This is a genomic window from Streptomyces sp. CA2R106, from assembly GCF_037034245.1.
In the GTDB taxonomy this organism is placed as follows: domain Bacteria; phylum Actinomycetota; class Actinomycetes; order Streptomycetales; family Streptomycetaceae; genus Actinacidiphila.
Window position 1 is genome coordinate 268,539 of the sequence record NZ_JBAGKC010000008.1, and the last position, 17,749, is coordinate 286,287.

Sequence of the window (17,749 nt, forward strand, 5' to 3'; positions counted from 1 at the left end):
GGGGACGGCTGGGCGCGCAGTTCCCCGCGCCCCCATTCCGCTCGGCCAGCGGCTCCACCTCCCCCCGCAAGCCGCCACCGCCGTTGCGGGGTGCGGGCGGCGGCGCCGCACCCGCCGGGGGGCGGCTGGGCGGGTAGGTCCCCGCGCTCCCGTTCTGCTCGGGTGTTGGGGGGGTGGGGTGGTAAATCGATTCGCCTGGGGAGTGCAGAAGCGATTCGTCTTGGGGTGGCATGGGGGCGGCTCCTAGCGGCACGGGGTGAGGGCTTCCGCGGGGGCGACGAAGGGGCGGGGGGCGCCGGTGGCGTCGTGGAGGGGTTCGCGGGGGACGGGGTGGCGGGCGAGGACGGAGAGGTAGGCGTCGCGGAAGGCGTGCACGCAGGTGGTGACGGTGAAGAGGGCGAGCGCGCGCTCGCGGGCGGCGGCGCCGAGGCGGGAGGCGCGTTCGGGCCCGCGCAGGAGTTGGAGGGTGGCGTCGGCGAGGGCGCGGGGGTTGCGCGGGGGGACGATCAGCCCGGTGCCGCCGATGACCTCGCGGACGGCGCCGACGTCGGTGGAGACCGTCGGGCGCCCGCAGAACATGGCCTCGACCAGGTTGAGCGGGAACCCTTCGGCGCTGCTGCTGAGCAGGACCACGTCGCCCGCCGCGTAGGCGTCCGCGGGTTCGGGCGCGCCGGGGGACCCGATCTCCTCGAAGGTGACCGGGCTCTCGCCGACGGCGTGCGGGTGGGCGGCCTCGTCGGGGAAGAGCTGGGCGGCCAGGCCCCGGCAGTACCCGAGGTAGCCGGCGCTCCGCTCGTCGGTGAGGGGCGCGTGGAAGACCCGCAGCCGGGCCTGCGGCTCCTCGGCGCGTATCGCGTGGAAGGCGTGGAGCAGGGCGATCAGGTCCTTGGCGGGGTCGGCGCGCCCGACCCAGGCGAGCGTGGGTTCGGCGGGCGCCGCGGGCTGCCGCCGGGTCTCCTCCTCGGAGGCGGCGCCGGCGCGGGCGAACCGTCCGGCGTCGATGCCCGGGTGGACGGTGCGGACGCGGTCGGCGGGGGCGCCGCACCGCTCCTGCCAGCGCCGGACGTGGGTCGAGCCGGGCGTGACGAGCGCGGCCTGCCGGTAGGACTCGCCGGCCAGCAGGCGGTGGTAGTCGCCGAGCAGGACCCGCACCGCCGGGGTCAGCCCGGCCGCGCGATGTGCGAGCAGCGCCTCCCGCACCCGCACGGTGTACTCGGTGACGATCAGCGGGGTGCCGCAGAAGCGTTTGGCCAGCAGCCCGGGCAGTGTGGCGGGGCCGCCCGAGACGGCGTGGCAGACGTCGGCGGCGCCCAGCTCATCGGTGCCGTACCAGGGCAGTGACAGCGGGCGCAGCTGGTGTTCCAGCAGCGCGGCCACGGCGAGGAGTTCGGTGACGCCGATGTCGCCGAGCAGGGGCCGTACGCCGGGTGCGTGGCAGGCGGCCTCCAGCGCGGTGAGCGCGTCCTCGCCGCGCAGCAGCTCGGGCAGTCCGCCGTGTTCCGCGGCGAGTTCGGCGAGGCCGTAGAGCCCCGCGGCGAACCGTCCCGCGCGGTCGGCGGGGTCGGTGCGGGGCGCTGCGGGCGCCGGCCGGCGCCGGTCGGGGGTCTCCGCGGCGCCCGCGAGCGCCGCGGCCAGGTCGCCGAAGTGCCAGCGGAAGGCGGCCCGCCGGGCCTTCCGTGCGGCCCGGCCGCCGCCGCGTACGGCGGACGGCGGCTCGCCCCACAGCCGTTCGGCCCGCACCCGCCGGACCGGCGGGGGCAGCTCCACCCGTCCGCCGGCCTCGGTCCGCGGCGACCGGCTGAGCGCGTACACGTCGAACTCGTGGTGCGCGAGGCCGCGGACCAGGCGGTCGCACCACGCACCCCCTTCACCTCGCGCATACGGGTAGCCACCCTCGGTGAGTAGTGCGATGCGCACGCGTGCGCCCCCTCTCGGCATACCGGTTCCACGGTCGCTGCCGGGGCGGGGCGCTGTGCGTTGGTGCGGCGGCGGTGCCCGCCCGGCGCGAAGCACGCTATGCCGGGACAACGGTGCTTCGGCGGACGGTTGTCCGTGGTGCCACCAAAAGGGGTGAAGGGGCGTAACTTCCTTGCCCGGCTGCCGTTTACGCGGCTCGGGCGCCTACGCGGCTCCGGGCACCGCCGGTCGCGCCGCCGGTCCAGCGGCGGCCGAGGGGCGGTGCGGCCGCGTCAGGGGAACGGCCAGGGGTTGGGGACGCAGGTCGGTCCGCCGTCGAGGGACAGGAACTTGGTCTGCTGCATCATCACCGGGGCGGGCGCGTCCTCGCGCGGACAGCCGACGTGGCCGTGGCCGAGGCGGTGGCCGACCTCGTGGTTGACCAGCATCTGGCGGTAGGCGAGCATCCGGTCCGGGCCGTAGGTGGCGGCGCCCTGCGCCCAGCGGTAGGCGTTGATCATGGTGCGCGGGGTGGACGCGGAGTCGCAGGAAACGTTGTCGACAGTGGTGTCCAGCCCGGACTTGGCGCACCACTTCGCGGTGGTGCCGGGGCTGGCCAGGGTGACCACGATGTCGGCCGGCCCCGAGGAGACACGCTCGAAGGTCATCGTGCCGCCGTGGCCCCAGCTGCGCGGGTCGTTCAGGGTGGCGAAGACGGCGTCGGAGAAGAGCCGGGGGTCCAGGTCGAGGCCCTTCTCCACGTCGACCCGGAAGCGCATCACCTTGCCCTTGCCGGGGGCGGCCTGGTGGCCCGGCACGGTGGTGAAGGCGCCGGACAGGCTCAGGTGCGGGTCGAGCGGGTACTGCCGGGCCATCTGCTCGTCGTACGAGGCGGCGCCGGCCGCGGCGGTGCTCGCCGTGGGGGTGCTCGGCGCGGTGGACGGCGCGGCGGAGCCGTCCTCCGCGGCGGGGCCGGACGCGCCGTCCGGGGTGGTGTCGTCCTCGGGCCGGTGGTGGCCGCGGTGGAACTGGGTGCCGGCCAGCACCGCGAGGGCGGCCAGCGCGGTCATGGCGGCGACGCCCGTGGTGAGGGTGCGGGCCCTGCGGCGGCCGGGGGCGCCGGGCGCGGACCGGTCGGCGCCGTCCGCCGCGCCCTTCCCCGTGCTCCCGCCGCCGTCGTCGCCGGTTCCGGCGCCGGGTTCGGGCGAAGGGGCCGGCACCGGGCGCGGCGCGGGCTCGTCGAAGGCGTCCAGGAACTCCTGCCGGGGCCGCGACATCACGCGCCCGGCCTGGCCGTGCCGCCCGCCGTGCGCGGCGGGTGAGTCGAACGCGGCCGCGGTGTCGTACGGCGCCCAGTCCGCGGCCCACTCCTCGACCGGGTCGTAGGGCAGGTCGCGGCGGCCGGGGCGGTCCGCCGGCCAGTCGCCGGGGGCGCCCCACGCACCGTGTTCGGGGTGTTCGGGGCGGAAGCGGGCGGGGCCGGGCGGGCCGTCGTCGAGGCGGTCCAACGGGTCGGGCCGGCCGGGGCCGCCCCACCGGTCCGCGCCGTCCCGGCCGTACGGGGGTCGCGGCGGTTCGTCGACGCCGTAGGGGCTCACCGGGCTGAGCGGGCTCGCCGGGTCCTCAGCAGCCGGCGGGTCCAGGCGGTCCAAGCGGTCCGAGCGGTCCAGGCGGTCCACCGGGTCCACCGGGCTCAGCGGCGCGAAGTAGTCGCTGTCGTCGGCGGGGCCGCGGCGGCGCCGGCCCGTACCGGGCGCGGCGGGCGGGATCGGGCCGCCGCTGACGAAGCCGCCGGCGCCGGATATGCCCGGGGCCGCCCGGTCCGTCCCGTCCTGGCCCGCGCGGCGGCGCCCCAGCTCCCGGTCGCCCCAGGGGTCGTCGTCCCACCCGGCCGGGCCGTCCGGTCCGCCGCCCCATTGGCTCGGGCTGTCCCGGTCGTCCTGGCCGTCTGTCGCGCTGTGCTTCCCCACGCCCTCGATCAGCTCCTGGTCGCCGCGTCGGTGCCCGTATCCGTGCTCGTGCCCGTACTCCTGCTCGCGCCCGGGTGCGTGCCGCTGTCCGCCGGGCCGCCGGACCCCGCCGGCCCGGCGTGCTCGCGCTCGCGCGCGGCGACGTCGGCCAGCAGGTCGCGGAAGGCCCGGTCGACCAGCTCCGGGTACTCCATCATCGCCACATGCCCGCTGCCGGGGATGACAAGCGTCCGGCGGTCCCGGAAGGCGCCGGCCGCACGGCGGGCGGACTTGGCGGAGACCAGCTTGTCGCGCCCGCCGTGCACCAGCAAGGTCGGGGCGAGGACCCGCTCGGCCTGGCGCCACAGGGCGTGCTGGCCGCCGAGGGTGTAGGCGTCCACCAGTCCGCGCACGGAGCGGACCATCACGTCCCGGAAGTACGGCAGCCGCATCCGGCGCTCGTACTCGGCGGCGGCCGCCTCGACGGCCTGCGGGTCCACCGCGTCCGGGTCGCCGTAGCAGAGCGACAGCAGGGCGTGGGTGCGGCGCTGCGGGGACCAGTCGCGGGTCAGCCGGGTGTAGAGCTGGATCACCCCGGGTGCCCCGGCGAACACGGTGGGCCACGCGGTGAGCTGCGGCGGGACCTCCGGGAGCGCGGGCGAGATCAGGGTGAGGGTGCGCACCAGATCCGGGCGGGCCGCGGCGACCTTGACGGCGACCGAGCCGCCCAGCGAGTTGCCGAACAGGTGGACCGGGCCGCGGCCCTCCGCATCCAGCAGCCGGATCACGGCTCTGGCCTGCCCCGGGATCGTGTAGTCGGCGTTGTCCGGCGGCGGAGAATGGCCGAATCCGGGCAGGTCCGGGGCCTGCGGGGCCACGATGTCGGAGATCCGGGCCATCAGGGCGGACCAGTTCTGCGAGGAGCCGCCGAGGCCGTGCACGCACAGCGCGGGCTCCGGTCCGCCGTCGGACCGCGACCGGACCACCAGGCTCAGCCCGGGCAGCCCCACGGTCCGCACCGTCTCGCCGGCCGCCAGCGGCGGCCCCTCCGGTGGTACGGCCGCCGGTGCAACGGCCGCGCGGGGAAGATCGGTCGAGGGCATACGGCAATATTACGAGAGGATCACGCCAACGCCCCTGGGTTCGCGGCGAGAAGCGGCCCGACGGCGGGCAGGAGGAGCCGAAAGCCGCCATCCCGGGTCTCCGCGGTGCGCCCCCCGGTACGGCCGCCGCCCGGGCCGCGCTGCGGGCTGCCGCCCGGGCCGCCCTGCGCATGCGCGCGGCAGCTCCTACGCTCGAAGGTGGCGGTTCTGCGCGTTTCTGCACGAGGAGGGGCCATGTCCGACCGGACCGGAAGCAACGACACCCACGCCACCGACGCCACCAACCGCGCCCATGGCGCCGACGGCGGGCCGGCCGAGGTGGACGAACGGGACGAGGTCGGCGTGATCGACGAGGCGGAGGCCGCGGAGACCTCCCGCGAGGACGCCGACCGCGACCCCTCGCTCGACCTGGAGGCGCCCGAGGCGGACACCGCCGAGCAGCGCGCCGACCTGGTCGAACCGGATGACGACCAGGTCACCGCGCGGCCCGCGGACCAGGCGGCCGAGGCCGACCCGGTGGACGCCGCGGAGCAGCGCCGTGCGGTCACCCGTGACGAGGACGACTACCGCTGACCGGGTCCGGGGGCGCCCGGGACCCCCGGTGCGCCAGGGAATGCCGCCCGTGAGGTTTCGCCCGCAGGTCCCAGGAAGTGAGAATGTCCGTCCGCGCGGCGCACAGGGTCGTTACTGAAAAGTACGATGGCCAGTGCGGTGCTCATTCGTACCTTCACCACCAGAACTGGGAGGCGGCGTGACAGCCATCGAGCAGACTCAGGCGGCACGGCCGCGTGGCACGCGCCTGCCCCGCAGGGCCCGGCGCGAGCAACTGCTGGGCGCGGCCCAGGAGGTGTTCGTCGCGCAGGGCTACCACTCCGCGGCCATGGACGACATCGCCGAGCGGGCCGGGGTCAGCAAGCCGGTGCTCTACCAGCACTTCCCCGGGAAGCTGGAGCTCTACCTCGCGCTGCTGGACCAGCACTGCGAGTCGCTGCTCCAGTCGGTGCGCACGGCGCTGGCGTCCACCACGGACAACAAGAAGCGCGTCGAGGCCACGATGGACGCGTACTTCGCCTACGTCGAGGGCGAGGGCGGCGCGTTCCGGCTGGTCTTCGAGTCCGACCTGACGAACGAGCCCGCGGTGCGGGAGCGGGTGGACAAGGTCGCGCTGGAGTGCGCCGAGGCGATCAGCGAGGTCATCACCGAGGACACCGGGCTGCCGGCCGAGCAGTCCATGCTGCTCGCGGTGGGCCTGGGCGGTGTCTCGCAGGTGGTGGCGCGCTACTGGCTGGCCAGCGGCAGCGAGGTGCCGCGGGACACCGCGGTGCAGCTGCTCACGTCACTGGCCTGGCGCGGTATCGCCGGGTTCCCGCTGCACGGCGCCGAGGGCGACCACCGGCCCGAGTAGCGCGGGCTGTTCGCTCACGGCGTTTGCGGCGTGCCCGTGCCGTCCGCCGGGCGGGGCTACGCTGTGCTCCGTACGGCGCGATCCAACCGCGCACACCGCCCGACCATCGGAGGTATCCAAGCCGTGGAGGTCAAGATCGGCGTGCAGCACGCGCCGCGCGAGATCAGCATCGAGAGCTCGCAGTCGGCCGACGAGGTGGAAACCGCTGTCGCCGACGCGCTCTCGGGCACCAGCAAGCTGCTGAGCCTGGTGGACGAGCACGGCCGCAAGGTCCTGGTCCCCGCCGACCGTCTGGCCTACGTGGAGATCGGCGAGCCCGCCGCCCGCCGCGTCGGCTTCGGCGCCGCCCTGTAGCCCCCGCCCCACCACCGGCGAAGCCGCGCCCCCGACCAAGGGGGACGCGGCTTCTCCTGTTGGCCGGTGCGGTGCGCGCGGCCCGCTCTTCGTTCAGTGCGCGGCGGGCACCTCGCCGTCCCACGGCACGAAGGTGGCGAGGTCGAGGGTGTGGTGGGGGCCGGTGCGCCAGTGGGCGTGCAGGACGGTGCCGTGGACCTCGACGCGGACCGCGGTGGCGAGGTCGGCCAGGTCGGTCGGGGTGGGGGTGGCGCGGGTGAGGGTGTGGAGGGAGACGAGGACGGTCGTCGGGGTGCCGGCGGTGGCGGTGAGGACGGGGACCGCGGAGTAGGGGCCCATCGCGTTGGTGTCGCGTTCGGCGTGAGTGGCCGCGTGCTGCCAGCCGTACAGGCCGACGACGGTGGCGGTGAGGCCGTCCGCGCGGGTGACGGCGGCAGTGCGGGCGGTGCCCGGGCCGCCGGGGGTGCGGGTGGTGAGGGGCGAGGTGTCGGCGACGGCCCAGCCGCCCTCGCGCACCGGCCGCGGCCGCGGCGTCCGCACGAGGTGGGCGCGCAGTTCGAGGTCGCCGTCGAGGACGGTGACGCTGACCACGGAGCACCCGGGCAGCAGGCGGCCGTCGAGCTGCGGCAGGTGCACCGAGCCGGCGACGGCACCCTCCACCCGCATCGCCCGGATCACCCCGCGGTGGCTGGCCCGCCCGCCGGCGTCGAGCAGCGCCAGGTGCCCGTCGACGTTGGCGGTCCAACCGGCCGCCGTGCCGGGCGCGGTGTGGCTGGAGTAGCCGAACTTGGCGTAGTGCGGGTCGTCCGGGTCGGCCCGGGTCGGCTCGACGGGGATCTCGCAGTGGTCGCTGCCGTGGTTCACCAGCCGTACGATGCCGTCCTGTTGGGTCCGCAGCAGCCACCCCAGCTCCGGCATCACCCGGGTCCGCGGCCCGCGCTCGGTCGGCTGCGGCTGCTCCGCCGCGGTCCACACCGGCGCGTCCCGGTCGATCGCGAGCCCGAGGAACCCGATGCCGGCCAGGTAGGACGACCCGAACCCGCTGTAGGTCTGCGCGATCGGCTCGTAGGGGCGGTACCAGCCCAGCTCCGGCGGGTGCGCGATGCCGACCCCGGCCGCGGTGAACCGCGCGAGCACCCCGGACGCGAGCCGCCGGGTCGCCCCGGGCGCCAGCGGGTTGACCCCGGAGATCTCCGCGCACCACAGCGCCGCGAGCGCGGCGGTCCGGTACGTCAGCGACCGCCCGACGTGCAGCATCGAGCCGTCGGGCGCCACGGTGTCGGCCCAGGACCCGGCGAACGCGCCGAGCCGTTCGAGGTGCCGCGCGCCGTCAGGTGTCGCGGTCCGGTCGGTCATCCGGTACCAGGCCCACAGGTAGGGGTGGATGGCCCAGGCGTTGTAGTAGTCGACGGCGTGCTCGGGGCCGTCGGTGTACCAGCCCTGTTCGAGGTACCAGGACTCCACGCGGCGGACGTTGCGCGTGCCGGTGCACCCGGAGGTGTCCTCCCCGACCGAGCGGAGGAAGCCCTCCGCCATCGCCGGGAACAGCTGCCAGTTGTTGTGCCAGACCTCCAGCCGCGCGTGGTGGCGCAGCCAGTCCGCGATCCGGCGCCGCTCGGCCGGGGCGAGCCGGTCCCACAGCCGCTCGCGGCTGATGTGCAGCCCGAACGCGATGTTCGCGGCCTCCACGATGGAGTTCGTCACCCCGGTGACCGGGGCCCGGCAGGTGACGCCGCGCGGCCAGGACTCGGCGCCGTCCGGGTCGGTCCCGGCCAGCAGCGCGCGGGCGTACCGCTCGGTGAGCGCCTCGGCCTCCGTGCCCCGGGCGCCGGCGATGAGCGGTGCGGCGAGCAGGAAGGACCGGCCGACCGCCTCCATGCTCTCGCGCCGCTCGCCGTCGCCGGTGACGCGGCCGGGCAGCCGCGGCAGGGCGCCGCCGGGGCTGTCGTACGGTTCGATGCGCGACAGCCAGCGCCGGCCGACCGCCTCCCAGTGCGCGCGCGTCCACCCGGTGAGGGGCGAGCGCTCCGCGTCGGGCGCGGGCAGCACGAAAGGACCGCCGGCGCCGGAAGGACCGTTGCCGTTGCCGTTGCCGCTCATGCCTCCGCCGCCTCGGCCTCGCCAGGCTCCACCTCGACCTCGCCCGTCTCCGTCTCCACCTCGACCTCGCCCGTCGCGACGTCCACCCTCCACCGCCCCGCCCACTCCAGCCGGGCCTGCCCGCCCCCGATCCGGATCGGCAGCCACACCGGCAGCGACCGCTCCAACTCCTCGGGCAGCCACCGGTCCCCGACGTACACGTACGCGGTGCGCTCGCTGCCCTCGACCGTGACGATCGTGCTGATCTGCGAGTCGTACGTCGCCGACCCGGCCGGTGCGAACCGCCGCCAGGGCGACCACGGCCCGGCGAGCGAGGGCGCGGTCGCGTACCGGTTGTCGTTGGCGGCCCAGCCGGTGAGGTCGGAGCCGAACAGGTAGTAGGTGCCCTCGACCCGGACCAGCGCGGGCGACTCGTAGCCGTGGTCGCCGCTCTCGCCGAGCGTGGTGGCCACCAGCTCCTCGACGCCGAGCAGGTCCTCGGTGAGCCGGTAGATGTGCAGCCCGTGGTCGCGGTCCTCGGACAGCAGGTAGCCGGCGCCGTCCTCCGCGTAGACACCGATGTCGCGGCTGAGGTGTCCCAGCGGCCGCACGCTGCCCCGGTACGCGTACGGTCCGGCCGGGTCGTCGCTCGTCGCGAAGCCCACGCGCGCGTCGGCGTAGTCCGCGGAGTCGATGTGGAGGTACATCACGTACTGCCCGGTGCGCGGGTGGCGCAGCACCTTCGGGCGTTCGACCACGCGGCCGGGGGCGAGGTCGCCGTCGCCGACGGCCAGCGCGGTGCCCTCGTGCCGCCAGGCCGCCAGGTCGGCCGAGGAGTAGCAGGCGATGCCCGCGAAGGTGCCGCCGGCGCTCTTGTCCTCGCCCCAGGCGTAGAAGCGGTCGCCGATCCGCAGGACGCCGGCGCCGTGGAGTTGGGCGAACCGCCCGTGCTGGTCGAGGAACGGGCGGGCGGTGGTGATGTCGGTCATCGTGGCGGCGCTCCGCTCTCAGGCCTGGAGGACGGACCGCTCGAAGGCGATCGGTTCCGCGAAGCTGCCGGTCGCGCTGAACGCCAGCGTCTCGCGTACCGCGTTGCCGGCGAGCCGGCGCAGTTCGTTGCCCTGCGAGCCGGCGATGTGCGGGGTGATGAAGGTGTTCGGCGTGGCGCGCAGCCGGGCACCGGACGGCAGCACCTCCGGCTCGGTGACGTCGAGGATCGCGGCGAGGTCGCCCCGGTCGAGCCGGTCGGCCAGCGCCTCCTGGTCCACCAGCCCGCCGCGCGCGGTGTTCACCAGTGTCGCGCCCGGGCGCATCGCGTCGATGGCGGCGCGGTCCAGCATGCCGGCGGTGGACGGCAGCAGCGGCGCGTGCAGCGAGACGATGTCGCTGGCCGCGCAGAGGTCGGCCAGGGCCATCCGCTCGACGCCGAGCCGGGCCGCGTCCGCCGCGTCGATGTGCGGGTCGGCCAGCACCACGCGGACGTCGTACCCGCGCAGCCGCTCGATCACGGCGCGGCCGACGCGGGAGGCCCCCACGACGCCGACGGTGATGCCGTGCATGCCGACGATCGGCCAGGTGCCCTCGATGTCGACGGCGTGGCCGTCGGCGGCGCGCAGCAGGTCCGCGCCGGCCAGGGCCCGCTTCGCGGCGAGCACGATCATGGCGACCGAGAACTCCGCCACCGGCACCGCGTTGGCGGTGGCGCTCGACGCGACGGCGATGCCGCGCCGCCACACCTCGTCGTCGACCACGGGCCGGATGGAGCCGGCGGAGTGCACCACGGCGCGCAGTCGCGGCATCCGGTCCAGGCGTCCGGCGTCCAGGACCGGCGAGCCCCACCCGGTGACGAGCACCTCGACCTCGGCCAGGTGCGCGGCGTCGGCCGCGCCGTCCAGGTCGAGCGGCCGGTCGGCGAGCAGCCGCACGGTGCTCGCGGCGTGCAGCGCCGCGAGGTCGGCGGCGGCGAAGACCCGGCCGAACGTCGGGCCTGGCATCGCGAAGCCGACCGCGACGGTGCGCACCGCATCGATGTGCGGCGGCCCCATGGTGTTGATGTTCGACGTCATATGACGGTGGACTCCCCTCCGGCGGACAGCGAATCCCACCTCAGCCCGGAGCGATGTGCGAAGTCAAGGCGCGGGGTGCAATCGATCAGGAGTCGAACACCGGACGGGCCGACTCCCGGATGCTCAGGGTCGGCGTCAGCGTCATGTGGCGGCGCGCGAAACCCAGTTCGGCGGCTGCCGAAAGACGCTCGAAACACATCGTGGCCGCGAACCGGCCCACGTCGTGCTTGGGCGGGGCCACCGCGGTCAGCGGCACCGCGGCGAACGCGGCGACCTCGTCGTCGTACGCCACCACCGACAGGTCGCCCGGGATCGAGACGCCCATCTCGAGCACGGTCTTCACGAACTCCACCGCGTAGTGGTCGGAGTGCACGAACACCGCGGTGGTGCCCGCGTCGAGGCAGCGGGTGACGAACCGGCGGGTCGCGGCGCCCACCGAGGAGGTCTCGTCGATGATCTCCACCGGTGCGTCGGTGCGCAGTCCGAGTTGGCGCACGGCGCGCTCGTAACCGGTGCGCAACTGCGGCGAGGTGGGGGTGTCGAACATCGCGACGCCGACCGAGCGGTGCCCCAGTTCGGCCAGGTGCCGGATGGCGACGGCGGCGCCCGCGCCGTGGTCGCTGCGCACGGACTCCAAGGTGGCGGCCCCGATGGGCGCCTCGGTCACGGCCCGTTCGACGATCACCACCGGCATCGCCGCCTGGCTCAGCAGCTCCAGCGCCGGGTACGCGTCGGCGGTCGTCGTGGTGACCAGCAGCCCGTCGATCCCGCTCGACATGAAGCGCTTGATCTGCTGCCGCTCCAGGGCCCGGTCGTACTGCGAGACGCCGAGGACGACGCGCCCGCCGAGGGCCTCGGTGCGTTCGGCGACCCCGGCCACGACCTTGGGGAAGTAGTAGCCGGGGTCGGGGACGACAAGCCCCAGCGTGAACAGCGCGGCGGTCGGCTCCCCCGGCGCCGACCGGGGCGCCGGCCGGTGCGGGACGCCCGCGGTCGGGTACGTCTCCACCGAAACGGCACCGCCGTGCACGCGCCGCAGGGCGCCGCGGTCGGCCAGTTCGCCGAGATCCCGCCGGACCGTCATCGCCGAGACACCCTCCCGGGCGGCGAAGTCGGTTGCGGACAGGCTTCCGTGGACACGCAACTCGGCCAGAATGCGCTCCTGGCGCTGACTCGGGTGCATCGTCGCTCCCCATGTGCGTTTGGTGTGCGGATGAATAATCGCTCTTGACTCTCATCATATGAGCACTTAGAGATGTCGAAGTGTTCGAACGTCGCACCGTGGTCGTCGCCGAGCCAACTCCCGGACACCCGCAACCACCCGAGGCAAAGGAGCCGCATGAGCGCGAAGTTGGTCGCCCCCGCAGCGACCCGTACCGACCGCCACGGTCACGAACTGGTCGAACGACGCGTCCCGTTCCTCGCCCGGCTGCGGCAGGACTACCCGCTGCTGATCATGGTGACGCCGGCCGTCGTCCTGCTGCTGCTCTTCGTCTATGTGCCGCTGTTCGGCAACGTGATCGCGTTCATGGACTACCAGCCCTACGTGCCGATCACCCAGAGCCCGTGGATCGGCCTGCAGAACTTCCAGACGCTCTTCGCCGACCCGACGTTCTGGCGCGCGGTGGTCAACACCCTTGAGATCACCCTGATGCAGCTGGTGCTCTTCTTCCCGGTGCCGATCGCGCTGGCGCTGCTGATCCACTCCCTGGTGTGGCCGTGGCTGCGGGTGCTGGTCCAGTCGGTGCTGTACCTGCCGCACTTCCTGTCCTGGGTGATCGTCGTCGGCTTCTTCCAGGAGTCGCTGGGCTCGGGCGGCGTGGTCAACCACATGCTGCGGCAGGCCAACGAGTCGACGATCACCGTGATGAGCGACCCGTCGACCTTCAAGCTGCTGCTGACCTCGCAGCTGATCTGGAAGGACGCCGGCTGGGGCACGATCATCTTCCTGGCCGCGCTCGCCGCCATCGACGACTCCCTCTACGAGGCGGCCGCGATCGACGGTTCGGGCGCCTGGAGCCGCTTCTGGCACGTCACACTGCCCGGCATCCGGCCGATCATCGTGCTGCTGCTCATCCTGCGCCTGGGCGAGGCGCTGTCCGTCGGCTTCGAGCAGATCATCCTGCAACGCAACGCGGTGGGCGCGCACGCGGCCGAGGTCCTCGACACGTACGTCTACTACCACGGTGTCGTCGACGGCAACTGGGGTGTGGGCATCGCGGTCGGACTCATCAAGGGCGTGGTCGGGTTCATCCTCATCCTGGGAGCGAACAAGGCCGCGCACATGCTCGGAGAACAAGGGGTGTACTCGCGGTCATGAGCACTATCCGCCGTCCGGTCTGGGCCGGAAAACCCAAGCCCGTCGTGCTGGCGCTCAAGAGTGTCGCCGTCGTGATCCTGCTCGCCGTCATCCTCTTCCCGTTCCTCATCGTCTTCTCCACGAGTGTGTCCACCAACGACGACATCACCGCGGCCGGCGGCTACGTGGTGTGGCCGAAGTCGTTCGACCTGTCGGCCTACTCGCAGATCCTGACCGGCGGGATCGTGACCCGGGCGATCGTGGTGACCGCACTGGTCACCCTGGTCGGCACCGCGATCAGCGTCAGCTCGACGGTGCTGGCCGCATGGGCGCTGAGCCGTCCCGGATCGCTCTTCCAGCGGCCGCTGCTGACCTTCGTGCTGGTGACGTTCCTCTTCACGCCCGGCCTCATCCCGCTGTACCTGGTGGTCAAGCAGCTGGGCCTGGTCAACAACTACTGGGCGCTGATCCTGCCGTCGGCCTTCAGCGTCTTCAACCTGGTCGTCGTACGCGGCTTCATGATGGGCATACCGAAGGAGCTCATCGACAGCGCGAAGATGGACGGCGCGGGCGAGTTCCGGGTGCTGTGGCAGATCGTGCTGCCGCTGTCCCGCGCGGTCATCGCCGTCGTCACCCTCTTCTACGCCGTCGGCTACTGGAACGCGTTCTTCAACGCCCTGCTCTACATCAACGACTCGACGAAGTGGACGCTCCAGCTGGTGCTGCGCACCTATGTGCTCCAGGGCTCCTCCCTCGTCTCCGGTGTCGGTGACACCACCATCCACCCCGCCGCGCAGTCCGTGCAGATGGCGGTCGTCATGATCGCGATCGCGCCGATCGCACTCGCCTACCCGTTCGTCCAGCGGCACCTCACCAAGGGTGTGCTCACCGGGGCCGTCAAGGGCTGAGCCGCCGCCATCCCCCCCGACACGGAGTCCACTTCAAAGGAGAAGTCCGATGAACATGCCCACCAACGGCTCGATCAGCCGGCGCAAGCTCCTCGGCGGCGCCGCGTTCGGCCTGCTGGCCCTCGGCACCGGCGGCGCGCTGTCCGCCTGTTCCTCCAGTGACGCCGCCGGCATGAACAAGCTGTCCGACACCCTCACCCCGCTGCCGACGTACATACCGGTGACCAAGGGCCCCAAGCCCGACCTGGCCGGCAACGGCGTCGTCCAGCCGGTGTACTACAACTCCCCGGCGCAGAGCGAGCTGTACAGGTCCGTCACGGGCACCGTCGGCGACGGCAGCACCACGTCCGGCTTCGTGGTGACCTACGACGCCCCGCCGCCGGCGAACAACACCTACCTCCAGTACATCGGCAAGCAGGCCGATGCCAAGTTCGACCTGACCTTCGTGCCCGGCGACTCCTTCGCGGAGAAGTTCGCCACCATGATCGCGGGCAACTCCCTGCCGCAGATGGTGGAGTTCCTCACCTTCGCGATGCCGCCGCGGTACCCGCAGATCCTCGCCTCCCGGTTCCAGGACCTGTCCGAGTACCTGTCCGGCGACAAGATCAAGGAGTACCCGAACCTCGCGAACATCCCGTCGCTGTCCTGGGTGAGCGCCCGGATCAACGGCAAGATCTACGGTGTGCCCGAGCACCGGCCGCCGTTCGGCAGCATCCTGGTGTGCCGCCCGGACATCATCAAGAAGCTCACCGGCCAGGAGCCCGCGCCCAAGAACGAGGCCGACTTCACCGAGCTGTGCAAGTCGATCACCGACGCGAAGGCCAACCGCTACGCCATCACCGGCCAGGGCGGCGCCGACCTCGTCGACTGGGCCTACGACATCATGGGCGCCATCTTCGGGGTGCCCAACGGCTGGAAGCGCACCGCCGACGGCAAGTTCGTCAGCAAGTACGAGACCGAGGAGTGGGTGCGCACCGTCAGCTACATCAAGAAGCTGTACTCGGCGGGCTACTACCACCCCGACACCCCCAGCATGCAGAGCGCGCAGGCCAAGACGTACATCGCCAACGGCACGGTGCTGCTGCACATGGACGGCATCTCCGCGCTGCTGGACACCACGCTGCCCGACGGCGTCGTGACCGGCGGGGTCGTCCCCTTCGGCGCCGACGGCGGCAAGGGCGGCAACTACCAGGGCTCGTCGAGCTTCTCCTTCACCGCGCTGAAGAAGGCGAGCCCGGCCACCATCAAGGAGCAGCTGCGCCTGCTGAACTACCTGGCCGCGCCCTTCGGCTCGCAGGAGCAGTTCGACCTGACGCACGGCAAGGAGGGCGTCCACTACACCGGCTCCGGCGCGAACGCCGCCCTGACCAAGGCCGGCGAGACCATGGTCAACGCCAGCTCGCTGTACCGCCTGGCCGCCGGTCCGCAGGTGCTCAACCTCGCGGTCCGCAAGGACGAGCAGCTGCGCCGCTCGCACGAATGGCAGGTCGGCACGCAGCACATGCTGGTGCAGAACCCCGCCACCGGCCTGTACTCGGCCACCGCCTCGCAGTCCGGCTCCGCGGAGTCCGCGGTCCTGGACACGATGAACGACTACATCCTGGGCCGCGCCAACCTGTCCAAGGTCCGCGGCGCCATCCGCACCTGGACCTCCGACGTCGGCAACACCATCCGCGGCGAGTACGAGTCGGCCTACGCCAAGCAGCACCCCTGATCCGGCCCGGCAGAAACAGCAGCGCCGACCGTCCGACCACCAAGGGACCCGCACCCGTGCATACCAGCGAAACCTCTCTCCGTTCCCTGTTCACTCCCGAGGTCCGTGCCGCGGTGCGGGTCGGGGCCTGGTCCCCGGCCCCACCGGTCGAGGACCGCGCCGCCTGGGCCGGCGTCGCCGAACGCGACCGGCAGGCGCTGCACGCCGAACACCTGCTCTGGCAGGAGAAGGCGGCCGCCGCGCCGCACAGCCTCACCCGGTGGGCGGCCTACAGCCGCACCGGCGACCGGGTGCCCCAGGAGCGCGCCGAGCACGCGATGTGCGGCGTGGTCGGCACCACCGCCCTGCTGCTCGCCGCCACCGGCGACGACGCACTGGTGCCGCAGCTCGCGGACGGCGTCTGGCGGATGTGCGAGCTGAGCGCCTGGTGCCTGCCGTCGCACTACGCGCTGCCGGAGTCCGGCGAGCGGCCGTTCCTGCCCGTCCCGGGCCGGGACGTCCTCGACCTCGCGAACGCCTCGATCGGCGCCATGCTGGCCGGGATCGACGCCGTCGCCGGCGCGCGCCTGGAGCGCGACTACCCCGGCATCCGGGCCCGGGTGCACTACGAGATCCGCCGCCGGGTGCTGGACCCGTGGGAGAAGGAGGTCTACTTCTGGCACGGCGTCGACGGGCCGCCCAACAACTGGGCGCCGTGGATCGTGTCGAACGTGCTGGTCTGCGCCGCCGTCGTGGAGACCGACCAGGAGCGGCTGGCCGCCACCGTCGACCGCGCGCTGGTCATCCTCGACCGCTTCCGCGCCGGGTACGACGACGACGGCAGCTGCGACGAGGGCGCCACCTACTGGTGGTGGGCCGGCGCCACTCTCTTCGAAGCCCTCGACCTGCTCCAGGAGCTGACCGCGGGGGCGCTGGACGGCTTCCCGGTCGCACCCGTCCCGCAGATGGCCCGCTTCCCGATGAGCATGCAGATCGGCGAGAACTCCCAGGTCAACTACTCCGACGGCTCACCGGTGCTGCCGGAGAACGCCAACTGGCACCTGCTCGCCCGCTTCGGCGCCCGGGTCGGCGACGAGGAGGTGGTCCGGCACGCGCGGTGGATGGGCCGCACGCACCCGCTGCGCTTCGACGGGCAGCTCGCGCCGCTGTTCCGCCGCACCCTCACCGCGCTGCGCGCCCCCGACTGGACCGACGGCGAGGCGGCGCCCGGCATGCCGGCGGCGCTCTACCTGCCCGGCACCGAGGTCGCGGTGGCCCGCGAGCGCGCCGGCGACACCACGGGCCTGTTCGTCGCGGCCAAGGGCGGCCACAACGACGTCAGCCACAACCACAACGACGCCGGCGGCGTCATCGTCGCGCTGGACGGCGACCCCGTCCTGATCGACGTCGGAGTCGGCGTCTACCGGCGCGAGACGTTCGAACCGTCGACCCGGTACACGATCTGGACCATGCGCAGCGCCTGGCACAACGTGCCGCTGCCGGGCGGCGTCGAGCAGTTGCCCGGCGCGCAGTACCGCGCCACCGGCACCGCCTTCCACGACGACGGGACCACCACGCAGCTGACGGCGGACCTCACCGCCGCCTACCCGGAGTCCAGCCGCCTGCGGCGCTGCGGGCGCACCGTGCTGCTCGACCGCGGCGGCCCGGCCGCCGAGGTCCGCGACAGCTGGACGTTCGCCGAGGACGGCACCATGACGCTGGTGTTCATGACCGCGCTCGAACCGCGCCCGAACGCACACGGGTTCACGGTCGGCGCGGCCCATGTGGCGCTGGAGCGCGACCGGTTCGACATCGTCGTGGAGCCGGTCGAACTCGACGACGCGAAACTCGCCCGCGCCTGGAACGGGCGGGTCTTCCGCACCCGCCTCGTCCAGCGCGTGCCCGCGCGCGAGGGCGAACACGTGCTGCGGGTGACCCGCGCCGCCACCGACTGATCCGCCACGATCCCGGCTGTTCCGAATTCACCGGCAGGCCCG

At 73.5% G+C, this 17,749-nt stretch carries 14 protein-coding genes; 7 read left to right on the forward strand and 7 right to left on the reverse strand.

What is annotated here, in order from left to right; all coding sequences use genetic code 11:
* Nucleotides 1-243: 243 nt before the first annotated feature.
* The 3 genes from WA788_RS15090 to WA788_RS15100 form a co-directional block, all read right to left on the reverse strand.
* Nucleotides 244-1,917: a DUF3492 domain-containing protein gene (locus WA788_RS15090; protein WP_335977417.1), complete on the reverse strand. Its 1,674-nt coding sequence runs from the start codon at nt 1,915-1,917 to the stop codon at nt 244-246.
* A gap of 272 nt (nt 1,918-2,189) precedes the next feature.
* Nucleotides 2,190-3,866, reverse strand: a complete 1,677-nt coding sequence (locus WA788_RS15095) for a DUF3152 domain-containing protein (protein WP_335977421.1) — start codon at nt 3,864-3,866, stop codon at nt 2,190-2,192.
* An 8-nt stretch (nt 3,867-3,874) separates the two neighbouring features.
* A complete protein-coding gene (locus WA788_RS15100) occupies nt 3,875-4,948 on the reverse strand; it encodes an alpha/beta fold hydrolase (protein ID WP_335977423.1) in 1,074 nt (357 codons plus the stop codon).
* Between the two features lie 234 nt (nt 4,949-5,182).
* Between WA788_RS15100 and WA788_RS15105 the strand changes: the two genes are divergently transcribed.
* The 3 genes from WA788_RS15105 (at nt 5,183) to WA788_RS15115 (ending at nt 6,707) form a co-directional block, all read left to right on the forward strand.
* Complete coding sequence (locus tag WA788_RS15105; protein ID WP_335977426.1) at nt 5,183-5,521, forward strand: hypothetical protein; 339 nt, start codon at nt 5,183-5,185, stop codon at nt 5,519-5,521.
* Nucleotides 5,522-5,699: 178 nt separating this feature from the next.
* Entirely contained in the window at nt 5,700-6,353 is a 654-nt protein-coding gene (locus tag WA788_RS15110) for a TetR/AcrR family transcriptional regulator (RefSeq protein WP_335977429.1), read from the forward strand.
* 123 nt (nt 6,354-6,476) lie between these two features.
* Nucleotides 6,477-6,707: a DUF3107 domain-containing protein gene (locus tag WA788_RS15115; protein WP_335977432.1), complete on the forward strand. Its 231-nt coding sequence runs from the start codon at nt 6,477-6,479 to the stop codon at nt 6,705-6,707.
* A gap of 93 nt (nt 6,708-6,800) precedes the next feature.
* Here the strand turns inward: WA788_RS15115 and WA788_RS15120 are convergent, their stop codons facing one another.
* The 4 genes from WA788_RS15120 to WA788_RS15135 all read right to left on the reverse strand — a co-directional run bounded on the left by WA788_RS15120 (nt 6,801) and on the right by WA788_RS15135 (nt 12,035).
* Nucleotides 6,801-8,807 (reverse strand): DUF2264 domain-containing protein, encoded by a 2,007-nt coding sequence (locus tag WA788_RS15120; RefSeq protein WP_335977433.1) that lies wholly within the window; start codon nt 8,805-8,807, stop codon nt 6,801-6,803.
* Nucleotides 8,804-9,775: a family 43 glycosylhydrolase gene (locus tag WA788_RS15125; RefSeq protein ID WP_335977436.1), complete on the reverse strand. Its 972-nt coding sequence runs from the start codon at nt 9,773-9,775 to the stop codon at nt 8,804-8,806. Before WA788_RS15125 ends, WA788_RS15120 begins: the two co-directional genes overlap by 4 nt.
* 18 nt (nt 9,776-9,793) lie before the next feature.
* Nucleotides 9,794-10,852 (reverse strand): hydroxyacid dehydrogenase, encoded by a 1,059-nt coding sequence (locus WA788_RS15130; protein ID WP_335977439.1) that lies wholly within the window; start codon nt 10,850-10,852, stop codon nt 9,794-9,796.
* 85 nt (nt 10,853-10,937) lie between these two features.
* On the reverse strand, nt 10,938-12,035 hold the full coding sequence (locus WA788_RS15135) for a LacI family DNA-binding transcriptional regulator (protein ID WP_335977441.1): 1,098 nt from the start codon (nt 12,033-12,035) through the stop codon (nt 10,938-10,940).
* 156 nt (nt 12,036-12,191) lie between these two features.
* Between WA788_RS15135 and WA788_RS15140 the strand changes: the two genes are divergently transcribed.
* From WA788_RS15140 to WA788_RS15155, 4 genes are read left to right on the forward strand one after another with little or no spacing between them, the layout of a single operon-like run.
* A complete protein-coding gene (locus WA788_RS15140) occupies nt 12,192-13,172 on the forward strand; it encodes an ABC transporter permease (RefSeq protein ID WP_335977444.1) in 981 nt (326 codons plus the stop codon).
* Entirely contained in the window at nt 13,169-14,059 is an 891-nt protein-coding gene (locus tag WA788_RS15145; protein ID WP_335977446.1) for a carbohydrate ABC transporter permease, read from the forward strand. The genes WA788_RS15140 and WA788_RS15145 overlap by 4 nt, the downstream gene beginning before the upstream one ends.
* Nucleotides 14,060-14,108: 49 nt before the next feature.
* On the forward strand, nt 14,109-15,773 hold the full coding sequence (locus tag WA788_RS15150) for an extracellular solute-binding protein (RefSeq protein WP_335977448.1): 1,665 nt from the start codon (nt 14,109-14,111) through the stop codon (nt 15,771-15,773).
* A 56-nt stretch (nt 15,774-15,829) separates the two neighbouring features.
* Entirely contained in the window at nt 15,830-17,707 is a 1,878-nt protein-coding gene (locus WA788_RS15155; protein WP_335977450.1) for a heparinase II/III family protein, read from the forward strand.
* Nucleotides 17,708-17,749 lie beyond the last annotated feature (42 nt).